This is a genomic window from Mesorhizobium sp. P2_H9, from assembly GCF_056403215.1.
Genome location: NZ_JBFUFX010000021.1, coordinates 66,255 through 89,312, shown reverse-complemented (window position 1 = coordinate 89,312; position 23,058 = coordinate 66,255). Strand labels below are relative to the sequence as shown.

General features: G+C 62.6%; 29 protein-coding genes and 1 pseudogene. 14 read left to right on the top strand and 16 right to left on the bottom strand.

The features are described 5' to 3' along the window. Positions 1-828 (bottom strand): annotated as a pseudogene (locus AC1DXN_RS29575) (IS630 family transposase); the annotation flags it as partial. Between the two features lie 266 nt (positions 829-1,094). Here AC1DXN_RS29575 and AC1DXN_RS29570 point away from each other — a divergent pair. Together AC1DXN_RS29570 and AC1DXN_RS29565 are read left to right on the top strand one after the other, a co-directional pair. Beyond that, positions 1,095-1,574 (top strand): MarR family winged helix-turn-helix transcriptional regulator, encoded by a 480-nt coding sequence (locus tag AC1DXN_RS29570; protein ID WP_477270017.1) that lies wholly within the window; start codon positions 1,095-1,097, stop codon positions 1,572-1,574. After that, on the top strand, positions 1,571-2,251 hold the full coding sequence (locus AC1DXN_RS29565; protein ID WP_477270019.1) for a GNAT family N-acetyltransferase: 681 nt from the start codon (positions 1,571-1,573) through the stop codon (positions 2,249-2,251). Before AC1DXN_RS29570 ends, AC1DXN_RS29565 begins: the two co-directional genes overlap by 4 nt. Before the next feature lie 17 nt (positions 2,252-2,268). On the opposite strand, the gene AC1DXN_RS29560 is transcribed toward AC1DXN_RS29565, so the two are convergent. Further along, entirely contained in the window at positions 2,269-2,493 is a 225-nt protein-coding gene (locus AC1DXN_RS29560; protein ID WP_477240341.1) for a hypothetical protein, read from the bottom strand. 274 nt (positions 2,494-2,767) lie between these two features. Between AC1DXN_RS29560 and AC1DXN_RS29555 the strand changes: the two genes are divergently transcribed. From AC1DXN_RS29555 to AC1DXN_RS29540, 4 genes are all read left to right on the top strand, one after another. Beyond that, positions 2,768-3,109 carry a hypothetical protein gene (locus AC1DXN_RS29555; RefSeq protein ID WP_477240339.1) on the top strand — a complete coding sequence of 114 codons (342 nt, stop codon included), beginning with the start codon at positions 2,768-2,770 and terminating at the stop codon, positions 3,107-3,109. Positions 3,110-3,124: 15 nt separating this feature from the next. Beyond that, positions 3,125-3,826 (top strand): phosphatase PAP2 family protein, encoded by a 702-nt coding sequence (locus AC1DXN_RS29550; RefSeq protein ID WP_477270021.1) that lies wholly within the window; start codon positions 3,125-3,127, stop codon positions 3,824-3,826. Positions 3,827-4,183: 357 nt separating this feature from the next. Then, the gene (locus AC1DXN_RS29545) at positions 4,184-4,441 is read left to right on the top strand and encodes a helix-turn-helix domain-containing protein (RefSeq protein ID WP_477240335.1); all 258 of its coding nucleotides are present in this window, start codon (positions 4,184-4,186) and stop codon (positions 4,439-4,441) included. Positions 4,442-4,537: 96 nt separating this feature from the next. Further along, on the top strand, positions 4,538-6,271 hold the full coding sequence (locus AC1DXN_RS29540; protein WP_477270023.1) for a SulP family inorganic anion transporter: 1,734 nt from the start codon (positions 4,538-4,540) through the stop codon (positions 6,269-6,271). An 87-nt stretch (positions 6,272-6,358) separates the two neighbouring features. Here the strand turns inward: AC1DXN_RS29540 and AC1DXN_RS29535 are convergent, their stop codons facing one another. The 4 genes from AC1DXN_RS29535 to AC1DXN_RS29520 are packed head-to-tail and all read right to left on the bottom strand — an operon-like array spanning position 6,359 to position 8,944. Beyond that, a complete protein-coding gene (locus tag AC1DXN_RS29535; protein ID WP_477270025.1) occupies positions 6,359-6,982 on the bottom strand; it encodes a DUF1801 domain-containing protein in 624 nt (207 codons plus the stop codon). Positions 6,983-7,009: 27 nt separating this feature from the next. After that, positions 7,010-7,420 (bottom strand): VOC family protein, encoded by a 411-nt coding sequence (locus tag AC1DXN_RS29530; protein WP_477270027.1) that lies wholly within the window; start codon positions 7,418-7,420, stop codon positions 7,010-7,012. A gap of 52 nt (positions 7,421-7,472) precedes the next feature. After that, complete coding sequence (locus tag AC1DXN_RS29525) at positions 7,473-8,330, bottom strand: EamA family transporter (protein ID WP_477270029.1); 858 nt, start codon at positions 8,328-8,330, stop codon at positions 7,473-7,475. Next, entirely contained in the window at positions 8,327-8,944 is a 618-nt protein-coding gene (locus AC1DXN_RS29520; protein ID WP_477270031.1) for a nitroreductase family protein, read from the bottom strand. Before AC1DXN_RS29520 ends, AC1DXN_RS29525 begins: the two co-directional genes overlap by 4 nt. Positions 8,945-9,025: 81 nt before the next feature. Between AC1DXN_RS29520 and AC1DXN_RS29515 the strand changes: the two genes are divergently transcribed. The 3 genes from AC1DXN_RS29515 to AC1DXN_RS29505 all read left to right on the top strand — a co-directional run bounded on the left by AC1DXN_RS29515 (position 9,026) and on the right by AC1DXN_RS29505 (position 11,072). Then, on the top strand, positions 9,026-9,940 hold the full coding sequence (locus AC1DXN_RS29515; RefSeq protein ID WP_477421773.1) for a LysR family transcriptional regulator: 915 nt from the start codon (positions 9,026-9,028) through the stop codon (positions 9,938-9,940). A 456-nt stretch (positions 9,941-10,396) separates the two neighbouring features. Next, entirely contained in the window at positions 10,397-10,675 is a 279-nt protein-coding gene (locus tag AC1DXN_RS29510) for a hypothetical protein (protein ID WP_477270035.1), read from the top strand. A 1-nt stretch (position 10,676) separates the two neighbouring features. Next, positions 10,677-11,072, top strand: coding sequence for a GDSL-type esterase/lipase family protein (locus AC1DXN_RS29505; protein ID WP_477271449.1), 396 nt, complete (start codon positions 10,677-10,679; stop codon positions 11,070-11,072). Between the two features lie 211 nt (positions 11,073-11,283). Here the strand turns inward: AC1DXN_RS29505 and AC1DXN_RS29500 are convergent, their stop codons facing one another. Together AC1DXN_RS29500 and AC1DXN_RS29495 are read right to left on the bottom strand one after the other, a co-directional pair. Continuing rightward, the gene (locus AC1DXN_RS29500; protein WP_477270037.1) at positions 11,284-11,934 is read right to left on the bottom strand and encodes a glutathione S-transferase family protein; all 651 of its coding nucleotides are present in this window, start codon (positions 11,932-11,934) and stop codon (positions 11,284-11,286) included. Positions 11,935-12,222: 288 nt separating this feature from the next. Beyond that, positions 12,223-12,741 (bottom strand): hypothetical protein, encoded by a 519-nt coding sequence (locus tag AC1DXN_RS29495; protein ID WP_477271508.1) that lies wholly within the window; start codon positions 12,739-12,741, stop codon positions 12,223-12,225. Here AC1DXN_RS29495 and AC1DXN_RS29490 point away from each other — a divergent pair. Beyond that, a complete protein-coding gene (locus tag AC1DXN_RS29490) occupies positions 12,730-12,999 on the top strand; it encodes a helix-turn-helix domain-containing protein (protein WP_477271451.1) in 270 nt (89 codons plus the stop codon). The two genes, AC1DXN_RS29495 and AC1DXN_RS29490, sit on opposite strands and share 12 nt — an antisense overlap. Positions 13,000-13,138: 139 nt before the next feature. Then, a complete protein-coding gene (locus AC1DXN_RS29485) occupies positions 13,139-13,852 on the top strand; it encodes a hypothetical protein (protein ID WP_477240323.1) in 714 nt (237 codons plus the stop codon). A 204-nt stretch (positions 13,853-14,056) separates the two neighbouring features. On the opposite strand, the gene AC1DXN_RS29480 is transcribed toward AC1DXN_RS29485, so the two are convergent. The 3 genes from AC1DXN_RS29480 to AC1DXN_RS29470 all read right to left on the bottom strand — a co-directional run bounded on the left by AC1DXN_RS29480 (position 14,057) and on the right by AC1DXN_RS29470 (position 16,711). Next, positions 14,057-14,983 carry a DMT family transporter gene (locus tag AC1DXN_RS29480; protein WP_477270039.1) on the bottom strand — a complete coding sequence of 309 codons (927 nt, stop codon included), beginning with the start codon at positions 14,981-14,983 and terminating at the stop codon, positions 14,057-14,059. Between the two features lie 87 nt (positions 14,984-15,070). After that, the gene (locus tag AC1DXN_RS29475; protein ID WP_477270041.1) at positions 15,071-15,682 is read right to left on the bottom strand and encodes a DNA-3-methyladenine glycosylase; all 612 of its coding nucleotides are present in this window, start codon (positions 15,680-15,682) and stop codon (positions 15,071-15,073) included. 9 nt (positions 15,683-15,691) lie between these two features. Next, a complete protein-coding gene (locus AC1DXN_RS29470; protein WP_477270043.1) occupies positions 15,692-16,711 on the bottom strand; it encodes an LLM class flavin-dependent oxidoreductase in 1,020 nt (339 codons plus the stop codon). 174 nt (positions 16,712-16,885) lie between these two features. Here AC1DXN_RS29470 and AC1DXN_RS29465 point away from each other — a divergent pair, with 174 nt between their 5' ends. Beyond that, a complete protein-coding gene (locus AC1DXN_RS29465; RefSeq protein WP_477270045.1) occupies positions 16,886-17,359 on the top strand; it encodes a VOC family protein in 474 nt (157 codons plus the stop codon). Between the two features lie 34 nt (positions 17,360-17,393). Here AC1DXN_RS29465 and AC1DXN_RS29460 read toward each other — a convergent pair whose 3' ends face one another. Beyond that, positions 17,394-18,254 (bottom strand): SMP-30/gluconolactonase/LRE family protein, encoded by an 861-nt coding sequence (locus AC1DXN_RS29460; RefSeq protein WP_477270047.1) that lies wholly within the window; start codon positions 18,252-18,254, stop codon positions 17,394-17,396. Positions 18,255-18,368: 114 nt separating this feature from the next. Between AC1DXN_RS29460 and AC1DXN_RS29455 the strand changes: the two genes are divergently transcribed. Continuing rightward, positions 18,369-19,163 (top strand): helix-turn-helix domain-containing protein, encoded by a 795-nt coding sequence (locus AC1DXN_RS29455; protein WP_477270049.1) that lies wholly within the window; start codon positions 18,369-18,371, stop codon positions 19,161-19,163. A gap of 5 nt (positions 19,164-19,168) precedes the next feature. Here the strand turns inward: AC1DXN_RS29455 and AC1DXN_RS29450 are convergent, their stop codons facing one another. After that, entirely contained in the window at positions 19,169-19,684 is a 516-nt protein-coding gene (locus AC1DXN_RS29450; protein WP_477270051.1) for a DUF6622 family protein, read from the bottom strand. Positions 19,685-19,822: 138 nt separating this feature from the next. Here AC1DXN_RS29450 and AC1DXN_RS29445 point away from each other — a divergent pair, with 138 nt between their 5' ends. Beyond that, entirely contained in the window at positions 19,823-20,665 is an 843-nt protein-coding gene (locus AC1DXN_RS29445; RefSeq protein WP_477270053.1) for a LytTR family DNA-binding domain-containing protein, read from the top strand. 145 nt (positions 20,666-20,810) lie between these two features. On the opposite strand, the gene AC1DXN_RS29440 is transcribed toward AC1DXN_RS29445, so the two are convergent. From AC1DXN_RS29440 to AC1DXN_RS29430, 3 genes are read right to left on the bottom strand one after another with little or no spacing between them, the layout of a single operon-like run. Beyond that, on the bottom strand, positions 20,811-21,599 hold the full coding sequence (locus AC1DXN_RS29440) for a C40 family peptidase (RefSeq protein ID WP_477270055.1): 789 nt from the start codon (positions 21,597-21,599) through the stop codon (positions 20,811-20,813). A gap of 41 nt (positions 21,600-21,640) precedes the next feature. Beyond that, positions 21,641-22,588 (bottom strand): CHAD domain-containing protein, encoded by a 948-nt coding sequence (locus AC1DXN_RS29435; protein ID WP_477240304.1) that lies wholly within the window; start codon positions 22,586-22,588, stop codon positions 21,641-21,643. Next, on the bottom strand, positions 22,585-23,058 hold the full coding sequence (locus AC1DXN_RS29430; protein WP_477270057.1) for a CYTH domain-containing protein: 474 nt from the start codon (positions 23,056-23,058) through the stop codon (positions 22,585-22,587). Before AC1DXN_RS29430 ends, AC1DXN_RS29435 begins: the two co-directional genes overlap by 4 nt.

Here is a 23,058-nt window from a genome sequence, read left to right as displayed (position 1 = left end):
AGCCTTACGGAGCCAATGCTTTAGCTTTGCAAAGAGCTTCTCGATGGGGTTCAGGTCAGGCGAGTATTTGGGCAGCAAGAACAGCCTGGCGCCGGCCGAGCGGATGGCGCGGCGCACGGCCTTGCCTTTATGCGAGCCGAGATTGTCCATGATGACGATGTCGCCGGGTTCGAGGGTGGGGACGAGAACCTTGTCGACATAGAGCTGGAAACGCTCGCCGTTGATCGGCCCGTCGATCAGCCACGGTGCGGTCGTGGCGCAGTGCCGCCAAGAAGGTCATGGTCTTCCAATGGCCGTGCGGCACCTTGGCTTTGATTCTCTCGCCGCGCGGCGCCCATCCCCTGAGTGGCGCCATGTTGGTTTTGGTCCATGTCTCGTCGATGAACACCAGGCGGGAAGGATCGATCCGGTCCTGATACTTTGCCCACTGTGCTCGCCTGCGTGACACATCCGGTCGATCCTGCTCAGCCGCGATCAGCGTCTTTTTTTGTGACTGAGTTTCTCGGCGTGGACGAACTCCCACACCGAGCGGTAATCGACCTTCAGGCCGCGCTCGCCAAGTTCGACCACAAGACCGCGCAACGTAAAATCCGCAGCTCGGCAGCGCAGCAGCAGCCAGTCCCGATGCTCACCGGCAATCTTCTTCGGTCGGTGCCCACCCATCTTGCCGGGCGCAAGGCTACTCGTGTCGCGCAACCGCTGCACCCACCTGATGACGGTGCTGATACCAACCCCATAGCGTGCCGAGGCCTGCCGTCGCGACAACCCCTCCCGCTCAACCGACGCAACAACCCGTTCGCGAAGATCCATCGAGTAAGGCTTGCCCATCCATGCTGACCTCCTTGTCTCAGCAAGAAGGTTGAATCAGATTTGCACGCCTAAGGGAATCCTCGCCGATTCAGCCTCAATTCATCCCGCTCTAAGACCAATGTCACGGCATGGATCCTCGGGTCTTCGCGACACCGCTGCGCGGCTGCTTCGCCCGTGGATGACGAAGCTTCGGGGCGTCCAGCCAATCGCCACGGCGCGCTCTTGATTGCATTTCCTTGCCTTGTTATATAACATGTTATTCTTAAGCGACGAACGGACCACCCATGGAAGACATCATTCGATCTCTTGGCTACCTCGCCCTGGGCAGCCGGCTGAGGCGCATCGGCGAGCAATTGCAGGCGGATACGCAGCGTCTGCTCGATCGCCTGGAGGTTCCGGTGCAGTCGAGCCAGTACCCACTGCTGGCCGCGCTCGACAGGCTGGGGCCGCTGCCCGTCGGCGAACTGGCGCAGTCGCTCGGGATCACGCAGCCGGGCGTGACGCGGAGCGTGTCACTGCTGTCTGAGCTGGGGCTGGTCGAAGTGATTCAGTCGGACGGTGACCAGCGGCGCAGGATGGTCTCGCTGACGAAGAAGGGGCAGCGCCTGGTCGATACTGGCAAGCGCGATGTGTGGCCGCGCATCGAGAACGCCGTCGCCGATTTGTGCAGGGATCTTTCAGGGCCGCTTCTCGATCAGCTGGCCGCCATCGAGGATGGCTTGGCTGCGGCTCCGCTCGATCGCCGTGTGGGAAAAGCGCTATGAGGCACGTGCTCGATCGCCCTGTCTGGAGCGCGCTGGAGACACGCCATCAGGCCTTCGCGCAAGGTGGCGCCCTCGCCCGGCGCTATCCCTCGTCGATCGTGCCCTTCGCAGCCAGCGCCGCTAACGACGCCGAAAGCCTGCAAGCGCTTCAGGCGCTTGTTGCCGCTGGCGAGAGTGTCATCCTGCTGCAGGCGGACGCCATTGCGCTTCCCGCTGAACTGGCCGCGATCTCGACCGCCTCCGGCGTCCAGATGGTTCTCGACGCGCCATTGCAGGCCGTGTCGGACGAGCGGGTGCAGCAACTGACTCAGGACGACGCGGCCGAGATGCTCGCTTTGGCCTCGCTGACCAAGCCCGGCCCGTTCACGCTCAGGGCTCTCAGCATCGGTGACTTCTGGGGCATAAAGGTCGACGGCAGGCTGGCGGCGATGGCCGGCGAGCGCATGAAGCAGCCCGGCTATACCGAACTCAGCGGCGTGTGCTCGCACCCGGAGTTTCGCGGCGGCGGCCTCGGCCGGCTGCTGTCCGTGTTTGTGGCCAATCAGATCGTGGCGCGCGGTGAGGTTCCGTATCTTCACGCCTATGCCACGAACGCCGCTGCCATAAGCCTGTACGAGTCCATCGGCTTCAGCTTGCGCAGCCCGATGCATGTGGCCGTCGTTCAGCGCGCCGGATAGGCGCAAACCGTCGCGCCTCAGGCCGATTTCGGTTCAAGCCGGCGGAAACCAACGGCTTCCATCAGCATCTCTTCTTCGACCATGCCGGCATTGTGCAAAGCGAGTAGGGTCAGCGCGAGTTCCCGCGCGTCGGCCGAATCGGGATGCGCTTCGCGCCGCTTGCAGGCTTCATCGAACACGCGCTGCAGCCGGGCGATGTCGGCAGGTTTGAGCAGGCCACGGTCATAAACGGATTTTGTCATGGCGGTCTCCTGATACTGACCTAGGGCGCCACGTTTAAATTGCCAATCTTTCCCGAGGCTTGAATGGTTTCAACGCGAAAGGGAGGATTGCGGATTCTTGCCGACCGATCGTCCCGGGCCGCGATCCTGCCTCCGCCCTGCTTTGTCATGGCAACGACAGCCGGCCAATCCGACCCGATTTCCTGTCCTTGATCGCTCCCGCTTGACCGCGACCAGCGGTTCGGAAACAAGGATTGCGACACCCGCGACAAAGGCCATGGTCAAGGAGCAGAAATTGAGTTTTTCGGGATTGCTGCAGCTAGGCTTTTCGACGGTGATTTTTCTGCTGGCCGCGACGGCGGCGAAGCAATGGGGGCTGGCGCCAAGCCTGGGCAAGATCGTGCTGACGCTGGCGCTCTATTCGCTCGGCAATCTGATCATGCTGCGGCTGATCCGCGAATTCGGCATGTCGGTGTCGTTCAGCCTGTCGGCGGTGATCCAGCTGGTGTCGGTCAATGTGGTGGCGCTGGTGTTCTTCGGCGAGCGCGTCAACGCGCTGCAGGCGGTTGGCATCGTGCTGGCGATCGCCGCCGTGGCGCTGATCACGCTCGGGCCCTATCTGCAGGGGCGGATGTAACGGGGCGAATTGCCGATGAAAACCGCCGCGAATGCTCTGCTCAACTGGATCGAATTCCCGGTGCTGCTGGCCGGGCTGGTCATCGCCGGCGGGCTGTGGGGGTTCGAGGAGCTGATGGAGGTGGCGCGCGCCACCACGCCGCACGCTTTCGACACCGAAATCCTGCTCGCTTTCCGTCAGCCGGGTCAACCGGGACTCCCTGTTGGTCCGGCCTGGCTGGAGGGCGCGATGCGCGACATCACCAGCCTCGGCAGCTCCAGCGTGCTGGTGCTGATCGTGACGGCGGTGATCGTCTATCTCTTGCTGATCCGCAGGCCGGCAACAGCGCTGCTGGTCTTCGTGGCGGTGGCTGGTGGCCAGGTGCTGTCCAGCCTGCTGAAAGCCGGTATCGACCGGCCGCGTCCCGAACTCGTCTCGCATCTCGTCGACGAGACGTCGCTGTCCTTTCCGAGCGGCCACGCCATGCTGTCGGCGGTAACCTACCTGACGCTCGGCGCGCTGGCGGCGCGCTTCCTGCCGGGACGAACGACGAAGATCTATGTGCTTGGCCTGGCGGTGCTGACGACGCTGCTGGTCGGCATCAGCCGTATCTATCTCGGTGTCCACTGGCCGTCGGACGTGCTGGCCGGCTGGTGTGCCGGCTTCACCTGGGCGATGCTGTGCTGGCTGACGGCGCGGGCGTGGCAGCGATGGCGCGGACAGCCCGACGTCAGTTGACGCCGCGCGAGTCCGTGTCTGAGCCAAATCGTACCCGCAAGTGCTGCGTCAGATCATCCTGTTGATCACGTGGCCGCAGCCCGCCAGCAGGAAAACCGTCGACAGCAAGTATGCTGATGTCATCAAAGCCTTCAAGATTTTCAACGGCTTATCCCCTCGATGTTTGTCGATGAAACGGGATCGCCGTCGATTTTCTGCAAACGACGACAATGCGGTAGGCTAGCATGGATGTCATACTCGCCACCATCGCGCCGATAAGAGCAAAGCCCATGTTTCATATATGCATACTGATGGTTGAAACATCATCATGATTGTATTATACGTTGATCCCGCAGACTCAGACGGGAGTTTTGGCCGATGATTACTGCCGCGCAGATGCGCGCCGCGAGGGCGCTGGCCGGCATCGATCAGAAGACGCTCGCCGAGCGCGCCGGGGTTTCGCTTCCGACCATCCAGCGCATGGAAGCGAGCGATGGCGTGGTCAGGGGCGTGGTCGATACGCTGATGAAGGTCATCCAGGCCCTCGACGAGGCCGGGGTGGAACTGATCGGCGAGAACCAGGCCAGCGAGCGCGGTGGCCGGGGCGTGCGCCTCAAGCCGGCCGCGCCGCGGTAACCTCCCGCAACCGGGTCGGCACAGATAAGTCGCGACGCGACCGCCGACATTTGCTGCCGACGATCCCGCCGCCTTCACGGAGCGGAAGGCACGTTCATGGACCAGGCCCATCAGGCAAGCCAGCATCAGGCCCAGAAGTCGGCCCCGAAGTCGGCAAAGCCGACATTTTCCGAACTGTTCACGCCCAAGCTGGTGACGGTCTGGCGCGAGGGTTATCACCTGCCGCAATTCAAGGCCGACTTCATGGCCGGACTGACCGTCGCCATCGTCGCGCTGCCGCTGTCGATGGCGATCGCGATCGCTTCGGGGGTGACGCCGGAGCGCGGCCTGTTCACGGCCATCGTCGGCGGTTTCATCGTCTCGGCGCTCGGCGGCAGCCGCTTCCAGATCGGCGGCCCGGCCGGCGCCTTCATCGTGCTGGTGGCGGCGACGGTACAGCGCGAAGGCGTCGACGGGCTGCTGCTGGCGACGATGATGTCGGGCGTCTTCCTGCTCGCCATCGGCTATCTCCGGCTTGGCACCTACATCAAATTCATTCCTTACCCGGTGACGGTCGGCTTCACCGCCGGCATCGCGATCATCATCTTTTCCGGCCAGATCGTCGAACTGTTCGGGCTGAAACTGGCGGGCAAGGAGCCCGGGCCGCTGGTGCCGAAGCTGATGGCGATCGGCGAGGCTGCGAGCACGGTCAACATCTCGGCGACGCTCGTCGCGGTGCTGACCATCGCCACCATCGTTGGCGTGAAACGCTGGCGGCCTGGCTGGCCAGGCATGCTGATTGCCGTCGGCCTGGCCTCGCTGGTGGTGGCGCTGCTGGCACTGCCTGCGGAAACGATCGGCACGCGTTATGGCGGCATTCCGCGCAGCCTGCCGTTTCCGGCGCTGCCGGTGTTCAACCTCGACAAGGTGGTCGCCGTGCTGCCGGATGCGGTGGCCTTTGCCCTGCTCGGCGCCATCGAATCGCTGCTGTCGGCCGTGGTCGCCGACGGCATGACCGGACGCCGCCACCGCTCGAATTGCGAGTTGGTGGCGCAAGGTTTTGCCAACATCGCCTCCGCCTTGTTCGGCGGCATCTGCACTACCGGCACCATCGCCCGCACTGCCACCAATGTGCGGGCCGGCGCGCACGGACCGGTTTCGGGCATGCTGCATTCGCTGTTCCTGCTCGTCTTCATGCTGGTGGCCGCACCCCTGGCCAGCTACATCCCGCTTGCCGCCCTTGCCGGGGTGCTGGCGGTGGTCTGCTGGAACATGTTCGAAAAACAGGCTTTTGCCACGCTCCTGCGCGCCTCGCGCGGCGACGCGCTGGTGCTGTTGGCGACCTTCCTGATCGTCGTCTTCCGCGACCTGACCGAAGGCATTGTCGTCGGCTTCGCGCTGGGCTCGATCCTGTTCATCGACCGTATGGCCAAGTCGATCGCGGTCGAAGCCGACCAGTCGCTGGTGCAGGACGATGTCGCCGACAGCGCCAGCGTCTATGATTCCAGCGAGGCGACCGACGCCGAGACCGTGGTCTACCGCATCTCGGGCGCCTTCTTCTTCGGCGCTGCCTCCACGGTCGGCACCGTGCTCGACCGCATCGCCGACCAGCGCAAGAACTTCATCCTCGACTGCTCGGCCGTGCCATTCTTCGATTCGACGGCCGCCAATGTCATCGAGGGGGCCGCCCACAAGGCAAAGCGCGCCGGCGTGCGCTTCATTATCTCAGGCGCCTCGCCGCAGATACGGCGCACGCTGATCAACCACGGCGTCAAGCGCCCGCTGGTGACGTATGCCGCTTCGATCGGGGATGCCCGTGCGCAGCTGAATGGGAAGCTGGAGACGCAGTAGCAAGCGGGATTGCCGGCCGGCGGCTGAGACGGCGGGGGCTTATCGGCCCACGTGACAACTACTCCTTTGATGCCAAATCACGCAGCATCATCCAGATTTGGCATATTTCCAGAAGCGCCCTTTACCCTCGATTATCCAGGTTAACGACTCCTCGATCCGCTTGACACGCGTTCCATCCGTTTTAGCCTCGCCGATCCAGATATTGTATTCCTTTTGAAACGAAGCCGACTTGCTGTCGAAAATCGCCTTGACCTCGGGCTTGGCAGTGAGCGCCGCAGCGAAAGCGGCAGGTATTTCTACCTCCTTGGGGTCTTTGGACTTTCGCGGCGGGAGTTTCACGCCGCTGTCATTGAGCGACATCGCTTCCTTTATCCAAGCAGTCAGCTCGGCGTCGGCGGGCAGGTCGGCAAGGCTCGTAAGGTTGCCCATGAAGCGCTTCGCGGCGGCCAATTCTGCATTCCCCCTGAGCCGTGCATCGGCCATCAGCGAGTCTTTCCAGAAGCTGAAAGAGCAGTGCTTGTTGTAGGCCGCGAAGATGCACATCATTTCGCCCCTGTAGTCGAAATGGGGGATTCCCCATTTGACCTCCTCCACGACTTCCGGGCAGGTCGCGTGGATGAGGCGACGCAGGTGCGCAAGGATTGGCTTGGCGAAGTCTTCAGCCTGTCCAGCGTAAGCATCGACCTTGGGATTGTGGTTTGGCGCGGCCATCGGATGGTCCCCTTCGAAAGAGTGCTTTTATACCGCGCCAGGTGCGCCCGACATGTCCATCCACATCGCTTCCCAGACATGACCGTCGGGATCGGCCAAGTTGCGGTTATACATGAAGCCAAGGTCCTGCTTGGGGTTGATGTCCGCGGTCCCGCCATTGGCCGATGCAGCATTGTTCATCGCGTCCACTGCATCGCGGCTGTCACATGACAGCGCCAGCATGACTTCGCTCGACGTGGCTGGCGGAATGGGTCGGCTCGTGAAGGTCTGCCATTTCGCATGGGTCAGGAGCATCACGTTGACGCTCTCTGAGACGACCATGCAGGCCGCCGTGTCATCACTAAACTGCGGGTTGTTCGTGAAACCGACGGCTTCATAGAATGCCCTCGACTTAGCAAGGTCAGCAACCGGCAGGTTCACAAAAATCATTCTGGACATTCCTCGTCTCCTTCTTAGGTGTGGTAGGCACGACCCGTCTTGATGTTGCGGTTTAATCCGAACTGCGAGGCGCGCGTTGCCCTAGCCAGATACTGCAGATGACAAAACCGAAGCCGGCGATTTGAGGCAACGACAGTGTTTGGTCGAGGAACACCCATCCAAGCAATACGGCCGTTACCGGGCTGAGGAAAAGCAAGAATGAGACCACTGCGGATTCCAGTCTCGCTACGCCCCGGAACCAAAGGACATAAGTCATGGCCGCACCAATCAGTCCGAGCCATGCCAACCCAAGCAGGTTAGTCTCGGTCGGGAGGGGGATTGATGGTTCAAAAGCCAGAGCTATCGGGACAAGGAGGAGACCACCGGCGGTCAGTTGCCATGCCGTCAACGTCAGAGGTGAAACGGGCGGTTGCCATCTTCGGCTCAATACCGTCCCGAAGGCCATTGAGGCCGCTCCCGCTAGACCAGCTAAAACGCCGACTACATCGAGAGCTGCATGAGGGGTCAGCACCAACAGCGCAACACCTCCAATCCCTACAAGGGCGGCGAGGATCGAGAACGGGCGAACTGGGCTGCCAAGAAAGACAGAAGCGAGGAAAACTACTATCAACGGCTGAACCGACAGCACCGTCGCGGCCACTCCACCCGGAAGCCGGTAGGCCGCGACGAACAGCATGCTCAGGAAGATCGAGATGTCAAGCGCCCCAAGGGCGAAGCCGCGCAGCCACCAGATGCCCGTTGGGAGCTGCCGAACGACCGCCAGCAGCAGCAAGCCGGCAGGCAAGGCACGCAGCATGGCCACCGTCATCGGGGAAAAGCCCGGCAGGAAGTGGGTAGTGACGATATAGGTGCTGCCCCATATCGCCGGCGAAATTGCCGTCAGCAGCAGATCGGAAGCAGTCGTTTTCATGAGAGTTCGAGAACCTCGGTAAGCGGGCGGCGGGGTTTTTGCGGCCAATTTCCTGGCAGGGAGCGGCCGATCGCGACGAGCATCACCGGCACTTCATTGGGGCCGAGGCCAAACTCATGCGAAACGCCGTCAGTATCGAAACCACCCATTGGACCGGAGACAAAGCCCAGGGCTTCGGCTGCAAAAATCAGAGTTGCAGCGGCAAGAGCGGCAGAGCGCACTGCTTCATCGCGGGCTGTCTGTGGATCGCCATATTGTGCGCGGGAACCTTCCTGCCAACCCGAGGCCATGTTCGACGGCATAAAACCGGCTTCCACAAAAGGATGCAGCCTTCCGGCGAGAGAAGCGGGGTCAGGCAGCACGCCGCATATGATGAAGGTCACCGCCGCGGCTTGTACCTTGGCTTGGCCATGCGCGAGACGGTGCAGTCGCTGCTTTGCTTCAGGGGCCCGCACCGCGATGAAGCGCCAGTTCTGAAGGTTGTAGGCGCTCGGCGCGCGCGTTGCCAGGCGCGCCAGTTCCGCGATCTCGGCATCCGTTAGAACGTGCGAGGCGTCGAACAGATTGGCTGAAACGCGCTGTTCGATAAGCGCAATTGTGGGATTGATCGTCATTCTTACGACCGTAGACAATTTACTAGAATACGATAATATGCAATTTTTGAAAGATATTCTTTACCAACGGAGAATAGTTTAATGGATCGCCTTACAGCCTTGCAGGTCTTCCGGCAGGTGGCGGAACTGAATAGTTTTGCCGAAGCTGGACGGCGGCTCGGTCTGTCTGCTTCCGCAATCACCAAGAACGTTGCCGAACTTGAGGCCAATCTCGGCACGCGGCTCATCAACCGCACGACCCGGCGTATGGCCCTGACCGAGGAAGGCAGGATCTATCTCCAGTATGTCACGCAAGGGCTCGATGCCTTGGCGAGGGCGGATCAGGTCCTTTCCCCCACAAGGACGGCGCCGGCTGGTACGTTGCGGGTGAGCGCGCCTATGACTGTCACCTTGACGCGGCTTTCAACCGAAATTCCGGCGTTTCTGACGCGCTACCCCGATCTGAAACTCGATCTGCATCTCGATGACAGGCGCGTCGACATCGTCCGCGAGGGGTTCGATCTTGCCATTCGCGCCAGCGACAATCTTGAGGATTCCAGCCTGGTCGCGCGAAAATTGGAAGTCATGCCGCACGTTTTGTGTGCGACGCCTTCCTATTTCGAGAGGCACGGCAAACCTCGAACGCCTTCCGATTTGAAAGCGCACAACTGCATCCGGTTCAGCCTCTCTGGCCACCCGGACATATGGGAATTCCGCAAGGATGGTCGCATCGAGCGAATCGCCATCGACGGCCGATATTCGGTCTCGTCGAGCCTTGCCGTGCGCGATGCACTACGGGAAGGCTTCGGCATCAGCCTGATCCCCTCTTCCTATATCGAGGGTGATCTGAGGTTAGGTCGGCTTCAATCGGTGCTTGATGACTGGAACATGGTCGAAACCACGTTGTATGCGGTCTACCCGGCCCGGCAGCACCTTGCCCCAAAAACCCGCGTCTTCCTTGATTTCCTGGTCGAAGAATTTGCTCGAGACAATGGTGTTCCTGTTTCTTCGACGTGAGCTCTCAGCGAGCTGTGGTGGATATCTCAATAATCTTGACTGCGAGGGTGGATGCGTGATCGCGCGCGTTCGATATCGCCACAGACCACGTGTTCACGCGGCCCGGTAGACCTGCGCCGCCCCGACCCGTTCCGGCGCTGAACGCTTCCTTGAGCCCCGGTCAGCAGCGCCGAGCTGACTGCGCCGGCGTGCGCCTCATCATCTCGGGCGCCTCGCCGCAGATACGGCGCACGCTGACCACGGCGTCAAGCGCCCGCTGGTGACCTATGCCGCTTCGATCCGGGATGCGCGGGCGCAGCTGAACCGGAAGCAGGATAGCCGACGGCGGCTACTTCATGAGCCTGGCGCGGCCACCTTCCTTCGCCGATGCGGTCGTGAGACTGTGCTGTTGCGATCCATCAAGGGCGCTGAGGCTTAGGCCAGGATAGCCCCGAATGGTCCCGCTGGAGGTAGGCCATGACAAAAGTGCGTGACGCCTCGTTTGTGGCCCTTGCCGCACTTTCCGCAATGTTGGGGTTGGCCGGCAATTTGGATGCCGAGGATGCACCTCCGACAATCGTCACCCTCGGCGACAGCTACATCAACAGCTATGGCGTAGCAGCCACAGAGACCTTTGCGACGAAGCTAAAGTCTGGGCTGAACGCCGCTGGGCACCCAGTGACAATGGTCGAGGTGGGGTACAGGGCGACCAGCGAACGGGGTCTCGCTTGGCTGGCGATCCAAGGATGGCCTTGACCTGCAGGCGAACCCTGCAAACCACGTTGTCATCGTTGAATTGGGTCAGAACGATTGCGCTCGTATCGACCTGGAGGACACGCGAGCGAACCTCGACCAGATTCTGAGTATCCTCGCCCAGAAGCGCGTTCCAGTGCTTGTGGTTGGAACCGCGGCCTATGGCTATTGCTCGTCTAGGCTCGGGGCTGACTATGCCGAGCTGTTTTCAAAGATGTTCTCCGAGCTAGCGACCAAGCACGGAGACTTGCTCTATGCCGACTTCAAGGAAGGCGTGACTGGGCATCCGGAGTTGCTGCAAGCGGACCACGACCACCCAAATGCAGCGGGTGATGCGATCATCGTTAGAAACATGCTGCCTATGGTTGAGGCGCTGCTCGCGCAGGTGCGACCGCGTTGAACACCCGTCTGGGTATAGGGGTGTAGGCGCTGTTCGCGAAAAGCAGCATCCGGGGTGGGGCTTTGGTGTCGTGCTTGGCCCATTGGGCCTCGTGGCAGCCATCAAGGAGCGCAGTGCTCCAGTCTGCCGCCGCCAAAAGATTTGCAGGGCGATACAAGCCTACAGGACGCGATCGCAAACCAGACGAAATATCCATAGACAGCACGCTGCCTCAACCCGTCGATGCGGCGGTGAACACCGCCAATTGAGCGTCGAAGGCACGCTTGTAGGCCGGCCGCGCTTCGCCGCGGGCGATATAGGCGGAGAGGGTCGGATAGTCCTCCAATATGCCTGATGTGCTCAATCTAAGCAGCACCGTCACCATCAGCAGGTCGCCGGCGCTGAACGCGCCTTCGAGCCAGTCGGCATCGCCGAGCCAGGTGGAAAGGTCGTCCAGCCGCTGACGGACGCGGCCGTCGAGCATGGGCATGCGCTCCGCGTACCAGGGCTTGTCGCGCTCCACGATCATGGGCATCGTCCGTTCCAAGATCGGCGGCTCGATCGTGCTCAGCGCGGCAAACATCCAGGTGATCGCGCGCGCCCGGGCATTCGGATCGTCCGGCAGCAGGCCCGCATGGCGCTGCGCGATATGGAACACGATCGAACCTGACTCGAACAGAGCGAGATCGCCTTCCTCATAGGTCGGTATCTGGCCGAATGGGTGCAGCGCACGATGCGCGGGCTCCTTCATCCCGCTGAACGAAACAAGCCGAACATGGTAGGGTTGGCCCACCTCTTCGAGCGCCCAGCGAACACGCATGTCACGTGACAGTCCCTTGCCGCGGTCGGGTGAGCGCTCAAAAGCTGTGATGGTTGGGGTCATTGGAACTCCGGGTTTGGTCAGGTGTCCAGTTGTGTTGATGGGCATCCAAAGGACGAACGACCGGCTTCGCTCCCGACACCCTACCTTGTTTTCTTCGCCGTGGGATTTCGCGGTCCGAACCTTCCGTTCGCCTGACCTGGGCGAACTCACATCTATGACCTCTAGTTGGTGACACGGGCCAGCCATTGCAGACTAGCTGAATGTCACTGACGCCATGACGACAAGGGCCCGAACGTCAACCGTCTCCAATCTTTGCGAGATCTATGGCATAAAAGCCGCATGCAGATTTCAGGCATTGGCAGGATCATTTTCTGGTCTGGCGGAAGCCTTTGGATTGGGCAGGCAGTTGGCCCGATTGAGCTTCACTCCCACCATGCCATTCAGGTCAGCGTGGGTCTGTCCGATCGCGTGCAGTTCCGAACGGGTGACACGGCAGCCTGGGTATCGTACGGCGCGGCTTTCATTCCGCCCGACCTTGCGCACTCGTTCCAGGCACCCGGCAAGACGGCTGCCAACCTCTTCTGCGAGCCCGAGTCTGCGCTGGGCCGTGCCCTTTTGGCCCGCTTTGGAGGCGACCATATCTTGGGCCTCCCCCCAGCCGACATAGCGCCACACGCCAAGGCTCTTCGTTCTGCGTTCGACAATGGTAACCTCGACGAAGAGCTCGAGGATATCGCGCTGGAGACGCTTTACGCTCTTTGCGGAGGTGTTCCAGCAAGCCTGGTCGATCAGCGGATTATTCGTGCCACCGCCTTTATTGCCGCAAAATTGGGAGAGCAGCTCACCCTCGAAGCGGTGGCCCATCATGTTGGGCTCTCCGCAGGGCGCTTCAGACACCTTTTAGTCGAGCAAACAGGCATCTCGTTTCGAGCCTATCTTCTTTGGACAAGGCTCAATTGTGCGCTCGAACTCGGCTTTGGGGGAACATCCTGGACCGATGCGGCTCATGCGACGAACTTCGCGGATTCTGCCCATCTGAGCCGAACGACCCGTAGGATGTATGGGCTCGCTCCAAGTTCGTTGCGCCAGCAACTTCCTCCGGCATCCCGTCCGATGACGGCTTAGCCCCTTCATTCAAGTCTAGTTCAGGCGACAGGTCTATCGAGTTCGTGCAATCGCAACTCGAGGAACATCGCCATGTTTGCCAAACTCTCCCGACGCCATCTGCTGAACGCCAATGACCATTCGGCGTGGAGCAGGCGCGATGATTGAAATAGCGGCGCTTCGCCAGCATCTGTCGCTCGAGCAGCGGAGTCTGACCGAGATCGCTACCGGCCTGTCGGTCACTGCGATGGTCGGCGCGACGCTCTACAATCTCGGTTTCTTTGCGCCGGTTGAGTGGAGCCTCATCTCCGTGCTTACCGTGCAAGACCTCTTGATCGGAGCATCGATCGCACTGCTCCCGATGTCGGTCGCGGCGTGGCTAGCGCTGCTCATTGCCCGCTTCATTGCCGATGCGCCAAAGCGCCAAATGCGCACGATAGTGACCTCTATCGGGCTGATCGCGATCGGCCTCGCTGGGTCCTGGTACTTCTATGAGGGACCTCACCAATCGACCGGGGGGCATCTTGCCTTCGCCTATCTGCCGCTCGCCGGCCTTGCGGCCATTGCCAATCTGATATTCAGGACGCGAACCGTAGGCCTGGTTTGGCTCGCCTTCTCATTGATTTACGTCCCTTTTTCTTGCGGCGCCGCTGATAGTCTTCGTACCATCTCCAACATGTCGGCTGCGACAACGGAGGTCGAGACTGACAAGGGGGTGATCAGTGGTCGGATTCTGAGAATGACCTCGGGATTCGCCATTATCTTCGACGGGCAAGCCATTGTGGTATTGCCTCTGAACAAGGTCCGAAACATGCGGCGACTGTACACCGCCACGCCCGAGATCGACTACCTCAAGGGCGGCACGCCGAACTGAGTCCGCACGGACTCCTGCGGGGCAGAATGCTGCATCCCTATCGAGCAGCGCTACGCCAATGCTATCACCATGCCATATGATCGCCGACGCGGACGACACCTCAGTGGCTCGGGTGCTTCGGGATACGACTATCCTCTGGAGCAGCTCAAAGCCCGTTGCCTAATCGCGTGCGGTAGAGCCTTTCGGGTGGGAAGACATGCCCGCTCAAACTGTCGCCTCGATCGGCTCGGCAAGCCTGGGGTTTGCGCGCGCGGCGATCAGGCAGCCGGCGACGATCAGGCAGGCTCCGGCCAGCGTGGTCCAGGCCAGCGCCTCGTCGAAGAAGAACCAGCCAAGCGCGATCGCCCAGATGAAGGCCGAGTATTCGGTCGGGATCAGATATTGCGCTTCGGCGCGGGCGTAGGACCAGCTCATCAGGAATTGGCCGCTGAGCGACAGCACCGTCACCCCTGCCAGGGGAAGCCATAGATTGGTCGGCAAAGCGACGGCGAACCAAGGTGCTGCGAGGCCGACGAAGATTGCAACGCAAAGGTTCTGGAACAGCATGATCTCGATCGGCTTGGCCAGCAGCGCCTGTTGCCGGGAGAGGATCAGATTGTAGCCATAGAACACCGTCGAGACGAGCACCGCCACCGTGCCGAGCAGGGCATCCTGCGAGTAGCTGGCGCGGCCGAACTGGCCGCCCAGTATGATGGCGACGCCGGCGATACCGGCCAGCGATGCCCAGATCGCCTGCGGCCGGATTCGTTCGCCCAGCAAAAGTGCTGCGAGAAAGAGGGCGAACAGGGGCGCGACGAAGCTGAGCCCGATCGCCTCCGCCAGCGGCAGCCTGGCGAGTCCCCAAAAGAAACAAAGGAGAACGATGCCGACAATCGCGGCGCGCAGCGCATGCAGCCGCAGCACCGCAAGGGTTGGCCGTGAGCGCGGCCCCGCCGACCAGACAGCGCCGGCGACGACGGTCGCGACCAGGCTGCGCCACAGCACCGTGTTGTAGACACCGACGGCAATAACCAGCGTCTTCATCGCCGCATCCATGCCGGACAGCAGGCAGATTGCCAGCGCACAGACGAGCACCGGGATCATCGGGGAAACGACGCCGGTCAGGCTGGGTGTCTTCACGGCTGCACTCATGTGCTGCCGGATATCCCAGAGCAAAGAGCAGGACCAGATGGCAGCCCCGGCGATGTGGAGGGCCAATGTCGAGTGGCGATAGCGCCCTTATCCGTTGAGCGATCTCGGACCGCTAACGAAGGGGCTGCCCCTGAGATAAAATCGCAGCGGGCGATCCGCATCTTTCGAAATGCCGATCCTGATCCCCTGCCCGATGTCGCCGGGTTGTTGGTCATCGCTTGCAAGCCATAGCGCGCCTTGCCGGCACAGATCGAGCCCGTCGAGCGAACGATCGATCCGCAACGCCTGGGCGAGCCGTCCTGGTCCGCGCGCGAGGTCGCGCAGGCGTTCGACGCCGCGATTACGCCGCATGATGTCGATGCCTTCGAGCGGCTCAAGTGCCCTGACCAGCACGCCGGTTCCTATCCCTTGCATCTCGCTGGAAACATTCAGCATGAAGGAGATGCCGTAGGCGAGATAGACATAGGCGTGCCCGCGCTCGAGAAACAGCGAACGGTTGCGCGCAGTCATTCCCCGGTAGCCATGCCCTGCGGCATCGCCGACGACATAGGCCTCGGTCTCGACAATGCGGCCACTGAGGATCCCTTCGGGCAATGCCCGCACCACGACCTTGCCGATGAGATGGCGGGCGAGAGCGGCCGTGTCAGTCGGCAGCTCCGCGCGAGCAAGCGGCGGATGATCCGTGTGGCCGGCGTTCACGAGATAGGCTCACCGCCACCCCAACGCCGGAGCGACATGGGTCAGGATCGCCTCGATGACATGCGCGTTGTAGTCGACGCCGAGCTGGTTCGGCACGGTGAGCAGCAGCGTGTCGGCTTCCGCGATCGCCTCGTCGCCCTTCAGCTGCTCGATGAGCACGTCCGGCTCGGCGGCATAGCTGCGTCCGAAGACGGCGAGTTTCTCGGGCTCGATGTAGCCGAAGTGGTCCTGGCTGTCGCTGCGGCCGAAATAGGCGCGGTCGCGATCGTCGACCAGCGCAAAGATGCTGCGGCTGACCGACACTTGCGGCTCGCGCGCATGCCCGGCCTCCTTCCAGGCGGCGCGATACAGGCGGATCTGCTCTGCCTGCTGGATGTGGAACGGCTTTCCGCTTTCGTCGAATTTCAGGGTGGAACTCTGCAGGTTCATCCCCCGCTTCGCCGCCCATTGCGCCGTAGCGTTGGTGGCGGCACCCCACCAGATCCGCTCGCGCAGCCCTTCCGAATGCGGCTCGAGACGCAGCAGCCCGGGCGGGTTCGGAAACATCGGCCGCGGGTTGGGTTGGGCAAAGCCCTGGCCCCTCAGAATGTCGAGGAACACGTCCGTGTGACGCCGCGCCATGTCGGCGTCGCTCTCGCCTTCCGCTGGCGCAAAGCCAAAGTAGCGCCAGCCGTCGATGACCTGCTCGGGCGATCCACGACTGATGCCGAGCTGGAGGCGCCCGCCGGCAATCAGATCGGCCGCACCGGCGTCCTCAGCCATGTAGAGCGGGTTCTCATAGCGCATATCGATCACGGCGGTGCCGATCTCGATGCGGCTCGTCTTGGCGCCGATCGCGGCCAGCAGCGGAAACGGCGAGCTGAGCTGGCGGGCGAAGTGATGCACGCGGAAATAGGCGCCGTCGGCGCCAAGCTCCTCGGCGGCGACCGCCAGGTCAATGGATTGCAGCAGCGTATCGGCTGCAGAGCGTGTCTGCGACTGGGACGAGGGCGTCCAATGTCCGAATGACAGAAAGCCGATTTTCTTCATGAGGGGAAACCGCGTTGGCGTTGGAGGTCAGCGTCATCTAATGACGGAACTGCCGATTCGCCAGCAGACACAGCGATTGGCTTCGCTAGCGGCTGGTTTTCCACGGTTGAGAAAGGCGGGCGGCGACCTATTTTGCAAGAGCGGAAGAGCACAGGGAAATCGAGAGGAGCACGCATGCCGAAGAACACGATTTGCGTCTGGTACGACAAGGAGGCGGAGGCTGCGGCCCACTTCTACGCCAAGACCTTTCCCGATAGCGCGGTCGGCGCCGTCCACCGTGCACCGAGCGACTATCCCTCGGGCAAGAAGGGCGACGTGTTGACGGTCGATTTTACGGTTGCCGGCATTCCCTGCATCGGCCTCAACGGCGGTTCCGTCTTCAAACAGAGCGAGGCCTTCTCGTTCCAGATCGCCACCGACGATCAGCAGGAGACCGACCGCTACTGGAATGCCATCGTCGGCAATGGCGGCCAGGAGAGCGCCTGTGGCTGGTGCAAGGACAGATGGGGCGTGTCGTGGCAAATCACGCCACGCACACTCACCGAGGCGATGGCGGCAGGCGGCGACGAGGCCAAGCGCGCGTTTGACGCGATGATGGACATGAAAAAGATCGACGTCGCGGCAATCGATGCGGCGCGGCGGGGTTAGCGCCGCGCCATCGTCCTGATCGAGGCATTAGCGCTCAGTCGAGCTTGAGCGCCGCGACTTCGCCTTCGTTCATCAGCGGCACATAGATCGTCGACTTGCCGTCGGTGCCGATGTCGGCGCTGCCGGGCTTGAAGGTCATGACTGCCTCCGGCTTGCCGCCTTGCTTGTAGCGATAGAGCGTGCCGGTCATGTAGGCGGTGGCATAGACGGTGCCGCCAATGGCGATGACACCATCGAGGTCGGCGAAGTTTTGCGCGCCCGGCAATGGCGAAATTGCCTTGCTGGCGAGATCGACCGCCAGCAGGCCGCCCGGCTCCGCCGTGCTGAAGTCAGCCTTGATGCCCTTGCCCCAGGACGCCACGATCAGCCTGCCGCCATCGGCGAAGACGCCATTGGGCGAAGCAAGAACCGCATCCTTGACAAACAGCTCCGGCTGGTCGCCGTCGATGCGGTAGATCGCGTCTGCCAGCATGTCGGTGACGTAGACCTTGCCGGTGGCGTCTGATGTCATGTCGTTGAGGAAGACGGCATTCGGCACGTCGATCGTCGAAACCGGCTTGCCGCTGGCGAGATCGACGACGCGGACGTTGGTGATGTCGGCGACATAGAGTTTTCCGCCTGAAATCGCCATACCCTTGGGCGCGTCCATGCCGTCGGTCCAATGCTGGGTGGTTACCTTGCCGTCCAGCGACAGCACCGAGAGATAGCCGTTGCCGTCGGCTTCGCCGGCATTGCCGACGATGTTGGAGACGATGATGCGCTTGTTGGCGGCATCGAACAGCGCCGATTCCGGCTGCTCGAGGCCTGTCGCGCGCCAGATTTCGCCAGCCTGGGCGGCGGGCACGATCGCCATACCGGCGACGGCGAGGACTGTGGAGGTGATGAGGGCTTTCATGACTGGGTCTCCTTCGGTGATGGCGGAGAGCTAGGCTTTTCGATACTCTTGCGGAAGGCCGATTGCCACTAGTATCGAATATCGATACGAAATTGCGCAAAAGAGGTGCATCTCATGAATGGCCTGATCTTCGAGGCGCTGAAGCGGACGCTGAAGGCGAAGGGCGTCACCTATCGCGTGCTGGCCGAGCGCATGGGCGTTTCGGAACCGACGGTGAAGCGCATTTTTCACGAATGCAACTGCAAGCTCGACCGGCTGATGGAAATCTGCTCGGCAGCCGGCGTCGAACTGGAAAACGTGCTCGGCTCGATGAGCCGGGGGCCGGGGCCGGCCAACCGCGTGGCGCCGGAAATCGAACTCAAGCTCGCCGGCCGGCCGGCGCTGCTGTTCATCTTCGTCATGCTGTCGGAAAAATTCACCCCCGATGGCATCATGCGCTCGCAAGGCTTGAGCGAGGCCTCGATGTTCCTCTATCTGCGCGATCTCGAGGAACTCGGCCTGGTGGCGCTCGGCCGCGGTCTCACGGCAAGGCTGCTGGTCGAGACGCCGATCCAGTGGAATTTCGAAGGACCGCTGCGGCCGCTGTTCGAGATGACCAACAAGAACTTCATCGGCTGGGCGATCACGCATCTGGAGCAGGAGGCGACCTTCGTCAGCTTCTCCAGGCGGATGCGGCCGGAGACGGCGGAGATGGTGCGGCGCGAGGCGGAGGAACTGGCGGAGCGCGCCAAGCTGCTCGCCCATCACGACCAGCACACGACGCCCGAAGACGGGCTCACCGGCTACAAATGGACCTTTGCCTTCGGTGCGACGCCGTTTGAGGCGATCATGCCGATCGGGCCGCACCCGAGGGATGCCGGCGCGCGGCCTGCCGTGACCGCAAAGGGACGGCGGCCGCTGCCGGCATAGTCTGGTCACCGTGCGGCGGCGCGAAAGACCCCTGACGGCAGCAGGCCGATGGTGCGGGCAATCATCATTGCCGCCAGAAAACCCGACAGGACCGCGCTCGCCAGCACGAAGCCGGTGTCTTGAGCCAGAGCGGGATCCAGACCGAGAGCGACGCCTTTGGCGTAGCGGATGACGATGATGGCGACGATGATCGCCAGCGGTACCCAGTCGCCCTGCAGCGCCAGCCGGCCGTCGTCGAGCAATCTGGCGGGGCGGCGGCGCGCAACGGCCATGCCGGCCAGCGTGCCGGCAACCGCACCGCCGGCGAAGCCGAGCAGCCCGCCGGCGGAGATGCCGGACGAAAGCAGATTGTAGAGCGCCAGGCCGGCAATCAATGCCGGCATGATGAACAGGCGCGACGGCGCCACGACCCGATCCCTGGTGCGGTTCCAGCCGACGAACAGGCCGTAGGCGATCAAGGGCCAGACCCAGAGCGGCGTGTGGGAAAGGATGTCGGTGATCCGGGCGAGGAGAAGAGACATTGCGAAAACTCCGTGTGCGGTTGAAGGGTTGCCGCCGGCGCGGTATCGCTTGGCGCTGCGGTTCATCGGCACCATGCTGAGCCGGCGGCGCCGCGGCAAACGCGGCTTCGGGAAGGAACGAACGGCTACGTGAAAGACATGCTGTTGCATCTCACGCTTCGCGAAATGCAGGCGCTGCTGTTTTCGCCGCGCTTCTGGGGAGCGATTCTGGTGGTCTCGCTGGTGCTTGGCATCACCGGTCCGTTCGGCACCTACCAGCAGCTCGATCTCATGCCGCGGCTGGCCTACTGGCTGGCGCTGGCGCTCGCCACTTTTGCCGTCGGCTATCTCTCGATCAAGCTGACGCTCGGCGCCCTGCTCGGCGCCAAGGGAACGCGGCCGGCGCGCAGCGCGATTGCCGGCATTGCCGCCGGCCTGCCGGTGGCGCTGGTCGTGCTTGCGTTCAACCTGGCACTGTTCGGCGGCCCGGTTCCGCCCGCCGCCGATGTCGCCAAGCTGTTCGTCAATTGCAGCCTGATCGCTGCGGCAATTTCCTTCCTGACGACACTGGCCGGTAGCGGCCCGCCACGCGAAGCAGGCGTCGGCGCCGCGCCACCATCTGTTGTGCAAACCGAGGAGGAGCAGGCGACGCCCGACCAGCGCGTGTCGCCAGCGCCGTCGCAACCAGCGCGCCCGCCGCTGATCGACCGCCTGCCGCATGCCGCCCGCGGCAAGCTCGCCTACCTCTCGATGCAGGACCACTATGTCGAAGTGCATACCGACAAGGGGACGACGCTGGTTCTGATGCGGCTTGCCGATGCCATACGCGAGGCCGGCGATGTTGCCGGGCTGCAAATCCATCGCTCGCATTGGGTGGCGCTGGATGCCGTCACCGGCAGCCGGCGCAGGGACGGCAAATTGTTCCTGAAGCTGGCCGACGATGCCTTGCTTCCGGTCAGCCGGTCCTTTGCCGACGCCGTGCGCAAAGCCGGGCTCGCCTAGAGCATTGTTTCATTCCGATGGAATCGGGATGGGCTCTATCTGATTGTTTGAGCATGATCTCTGGACAAAACAGTTCTCGTTTGTCCGAGAAAACCGGTTCCCACTTTTCGGGATCATGCTCTGAGAGTTGCTCGGCGGCTTTCGCCTATGCATCGGCAGCCTTGTCGTCCCAGACCATTTCCCGATAGTCGAAACCATATTCCAGCGTTGGCTTGACGATGCGGAAAAACGGCGACAGGTCGAAGTCGCGCGGCGTGTAGAGCGAGTGGTGGCGGATGTGCAGGATTTCCTTGCGCATGTAGGTCGACTGCGCCGAGGCGCGGCCGGGGGCGCGGGTGATCTCAGGCAGGATCGGATAGCGGATCTGGCCATAGGCTTCGGCGATCAGCGTGGAGCAGATGGCGCGCGTCGGGTCGCCGGAGCCGAAGGCCAGCATACGGCGGCGCCAGCGCACCGGCACCGGCGGTGTGGGGAAGAAAAACCGCAGCATGTCGAAAATGTTCTTGAGATCGTATTTCAGGCCGAGCTTGCCGATCATGAAGGCAACGACCTTGTCGCGGTCTTCCGGCGCCAGGCCGCTCGCCCGACAGATGCGGGTGTTATAGGTGCGATAGCGCGACAGCGGCACGGCGACACAGCCTTCGCCGAGCGTGACCTCGATCAGGCGCCGCCGCTCCGATCCGTCCTCCGGTTCAGCCAGGGCATCGCCGACATAGAAGGCCGCATGCGACCAGGTCGACTGGGTCAGGTATTTGATCGCCGCCGAGATCTTCTGGTTGCCCTCGATAAGCAGGATGTCGCCCGGCTCGAGCGTCCGGCGCAACGTTTCGGCGTCGGACGGCGTGTAGGGCTCATAGCCGGAGGATTCATCCTGCAGCCGGCCGGCAAGCCAGCGGCCAAGGCGGTCGAGAAGCGTTTCGGCGGGCGCAGTCATCGTAGATGGCGATTACCACAGACCGGCGGTCTGGGCCATCATCAGCCGGCGATGGGCAGGCCAGCTTCTTCCTGAGCCGCCGCCCCGGCCAGATCGTCGCGCACCTTGCGGGCGAGCTTCCGTGTCGAGCGCCGGGGGCTGTCGCCGAACAGCTCGGCGGCTTCGGCGAGGCAGGTCTTCTTCAGGCTTTTTTCCGAGCGCTTGAGCAGCTTGCCGAGAAGCTTGGTGTCCTGCGGCTCGCCGAGAGGCTGGTCATCGGCTTCGAGCAGCGCGCGCATCACAAAGACATCGTGCAGTTCGCCCAGCCGTTCGCCAAGTTCGTCGACCGCCTTGCGCCGGGTCTTGATCGGCGTCGGCCATAGCCTGCCGAGCAGCGACAGATGCATGCTGTGGGTCTTGGCGGCTTTGCGCAGATCGTGGAAGTCATCGGCTTCGCCGCGCGATCCGGCCTTGTCCAGCGCCTTTCTGGCACGGCGCAAGGCGATGCGGGCGCCTTCGGCAAGCACGTCGGCGGCCTGTTCCGGCTGGTCGGGCAAAGCAAGCTTTTCGACCCGCGCGAGGCCCTCCTCGCAAGCGGCGATCGCTGCCCCTATCGCAGCGCCAAGACCGGCGCCGCCATGCATCTCGTTCTGGCGCGCGACGAGGGTGTCGCGCACGGCATCGAGGCCGCCACCGGTGCTGTGTTCGGGGAAGCTCGCTGCCAGCCGGTCGATCGTCTCGACCAGCGCGGTCGCCTCGCGCGGACCGGCAAGCAAGGTCGCCACCTCGCGGTAGCAATGATTTTCAGCATCGCAGAACGTTTCGTCTCCGGAACGGACCAGGCGCAGCAAGGCGCGCGCGCTCTTCAGCCTCTTGCGGCATTTGTGCAGTGCCTGTTCCGGCCGGCTGCGCGCGACGTCCAGATGAATGAGCGCCTTGCCGATCTCTTCGGCAAGGATGCGCCTGACCTCGCCGGTCAGCGGCAGGCGTGGATCGATACGAAAACTCATGCGGCGATCTCCGGAATCCCCCCAAGGGCGAGCGACGCGTTGTAGAATCTCGACTCACCGGTGACTTCGCGGCCGAGCCAGGCAGGCAGCATTTCGTCCGGCACGTCCTCCGGCGTCTCCAGTTCGGCGACCACCAACCCAGCCAGCATGCCGCCGAAAACATCGACTTCGTAGAGATAGCCGCGGTGCCTAACATGGTGACGTGTCTTCTCGATGACACGCCCGATGGCGAAGGCCAGCATCTCCTGCGCCTCGGCCAGAGGGATTGGATACTCGAATTCGTCGCGTTCGCGGGCCGTGCTGCCGAATTTGAGCGTCAGCATCGCAGAAGCACTATCGCTGATGCGCACGCGCACGGTGCGGCCCGGTGCTGCGGCAAGATAGAACTGGCGAATGCGGATATCCGCCTCGGCCAGATCTCGCCATTCCGCACTGGAGACCAGGAATTTGCGTTCGACTTCCTTGCCCAT

Bases quoted from the DNA above. Each gene is read 5' to 3' on its own strand.
- AC1DXN_RS29435 (WP_477240304.1), bottom strand. From the start codon at position 22,588: ATGAGTTTTCGTATCGATCCACGCCTGCCGCTGACCGGCGAGGTCAGG.
- AC1DXN_RS29470 (WP_477270043.1), bottom strand. From the start codon at position 16,711: ATGAAGAAAATCGGCTTTCTGTCATTCGGACATTGGACGCCCTCGTCC.
- AC1DXN_RS29535 (WP_477270025.1), bottom strand. From the start codon at position 6,982: ATGGCCGCGCCAAACCACAATCCCAAGGTCGATGCTTACGCTGGACAG.
- AC1DXN_RS29570 (WP_477270017.1), top strand. From the start codon at position 1,095: ATGGAAGACATCATTCGATCTCTTGGCTACCTCGCCCTGGGCAGCCGG.
- AC1DXN_RS29460 (WP_477270047.1), bottom strand. From the start codon at position 18,254: ATGAAAGCCCTCATCACCTCCACAGTCCTCGCCGTCGCCGGTATGGCG.
- AC1DXN_RS29495 (WP_477271508.1), bottom strand. From the start codon at position 12,741: ATGATGGGCCACCGCTTCGAGGGTGAGCTGCTCTCCCAATTTTGCGGC.
- AC1DXN_RS29480 (WP_477270039.1), bottom strand. From the start codon at position 14,983: ATGAGTGCAGCCGTGAAGACACCCAGCCTGACCGGCGTCGTTTCCCCG.
- AC1DXN_RS29540 (WP_477270023.1), top strand. From the start codon at position 4,538: ATGGACCAGGCCCATCAGGCAAGCCAGCATCAGGCCCAGAAGTCGGCC.
- AC1DXN_RS29440 (WP_477270055.1), bottom strand. From the start codon at position 21,599: ATGACTGCGCCCGCCGAAACGCTTCTCGACCGCCTTGGCCGCTGGCTT.
- AC1DXN_RS29510 (WP_477270035.1), top strand. From the start codon at position 10,397: ATGACAAAAGTGCGTGACGCCTCGTTTGTGGCCCTTGCCGCACTTTCC.
- AC1DXN_RS29465 (WP_477270045.1), top strand. From the start codon at position 16,886: ATGCCGAAGAACACGATTTGCGTCTGGTACGACAAGGAGGCGGAGGCT.
- AC1DXN_RS29450 (WP_477270051.1), bottom strand. From the start codon at position 19,684: ATGTCTCTTCTCCTCGCCCGGATCACCGACATCCTTTCCCACACGCCG.
- AC1DXN_RS29515 (WP_477421773.1), top strand. From the start codon at position 9,026: ATGGATCGCCTTACAGCCTTGCAGGTCTTCCGGCAGGTGGCGGAACTG.
- AC1DXN_RS29455 (WP_477270049.1), top strand. From the start codon at position 18,369: ATGAATGGCCTGATCTTCGAGGCGCTGAAGCGGACGCTGAAGGCGAAG.
- AC1DXN_RS29565 (WP_477270019.1), top strand. From the start codon at position 1,571: ATGAGGCACGTGCTCGATCGCCCTGTCTGGAGCGCGCTGGAGACACGC.
- AC1DXN_RS29560 (WP_477240341.1), bottom strand. From the start codon at position 2,493: ATGACAAAATCCGTTTATGACCGTGGCCTGCTCAAACCTGCCGACATC.
- AC1DXN_RS29500 (WP_477270037.1), bottom strand. From the start codon at position 11,934: ATGACCCCAACCATCACAGCTTTTGAGCGCTCACCCGACCGCGGCAAG.
- AC1DXN_RS29430 (WP_477270057.1), bottom strand. From the start codon at position 23,058: ATGGGCAAGGAAGTCGAACGCAAATTCCTGGTCTCCAGTGCGGAATGG.
- AC1DXN_RS29525 (WP_477270029.1), bottom strand. From the start codon at position 8,330: ATGAAAACGACTGCTTCCGATCTGCTGCTGACGGCAATTTCGCCGGCG.
- AC1DXN_RS29445 (WP_477270053.1), top strand. From the start codon at position 19,823: ATGCTGTTGCATCTCACGCTTCGCGAAATGCAGGCGCTGCTGTTTTCG.
- AC1DXN_RS29545 (WP_477240335.1), top strand. From the start codon at position 4,184: ATGATTACTGCCGCGCAGATGCGCGCCGCGAGGGCGCTGGCCGGCATC.
- AC1DXN_RS29520 (WP_477270031.1), bottom strand. From the start codon at position 8,944: ATGACGATCAATCCCACAATTGCGCTTATCGAACAGCGCGTTTCAGCC.
- AC1DXN_RS29550 (WP_477270021.1), top strand. From the start codon at position 3,125: ATGAAAACCGCCGCGAATGCTCTGCTCAACTGGATCGAATTCCCGGTG.
- AC1DXN_RS29485 (WP_477240323.1), top strand. From the start codon at position 13,139: ATGATTGAAATAGCGGCGCTTCGCCAGCATCTGTCGCTCGAGCAGCGG.
- AC1DXN_RS29530 (WP_477270027.1), bottom strand. From the start codon at position 7,420: ATGTCCAGAATGATTTTTGTGAACCTGCCGGTTGCTGACCTTGCTAAG.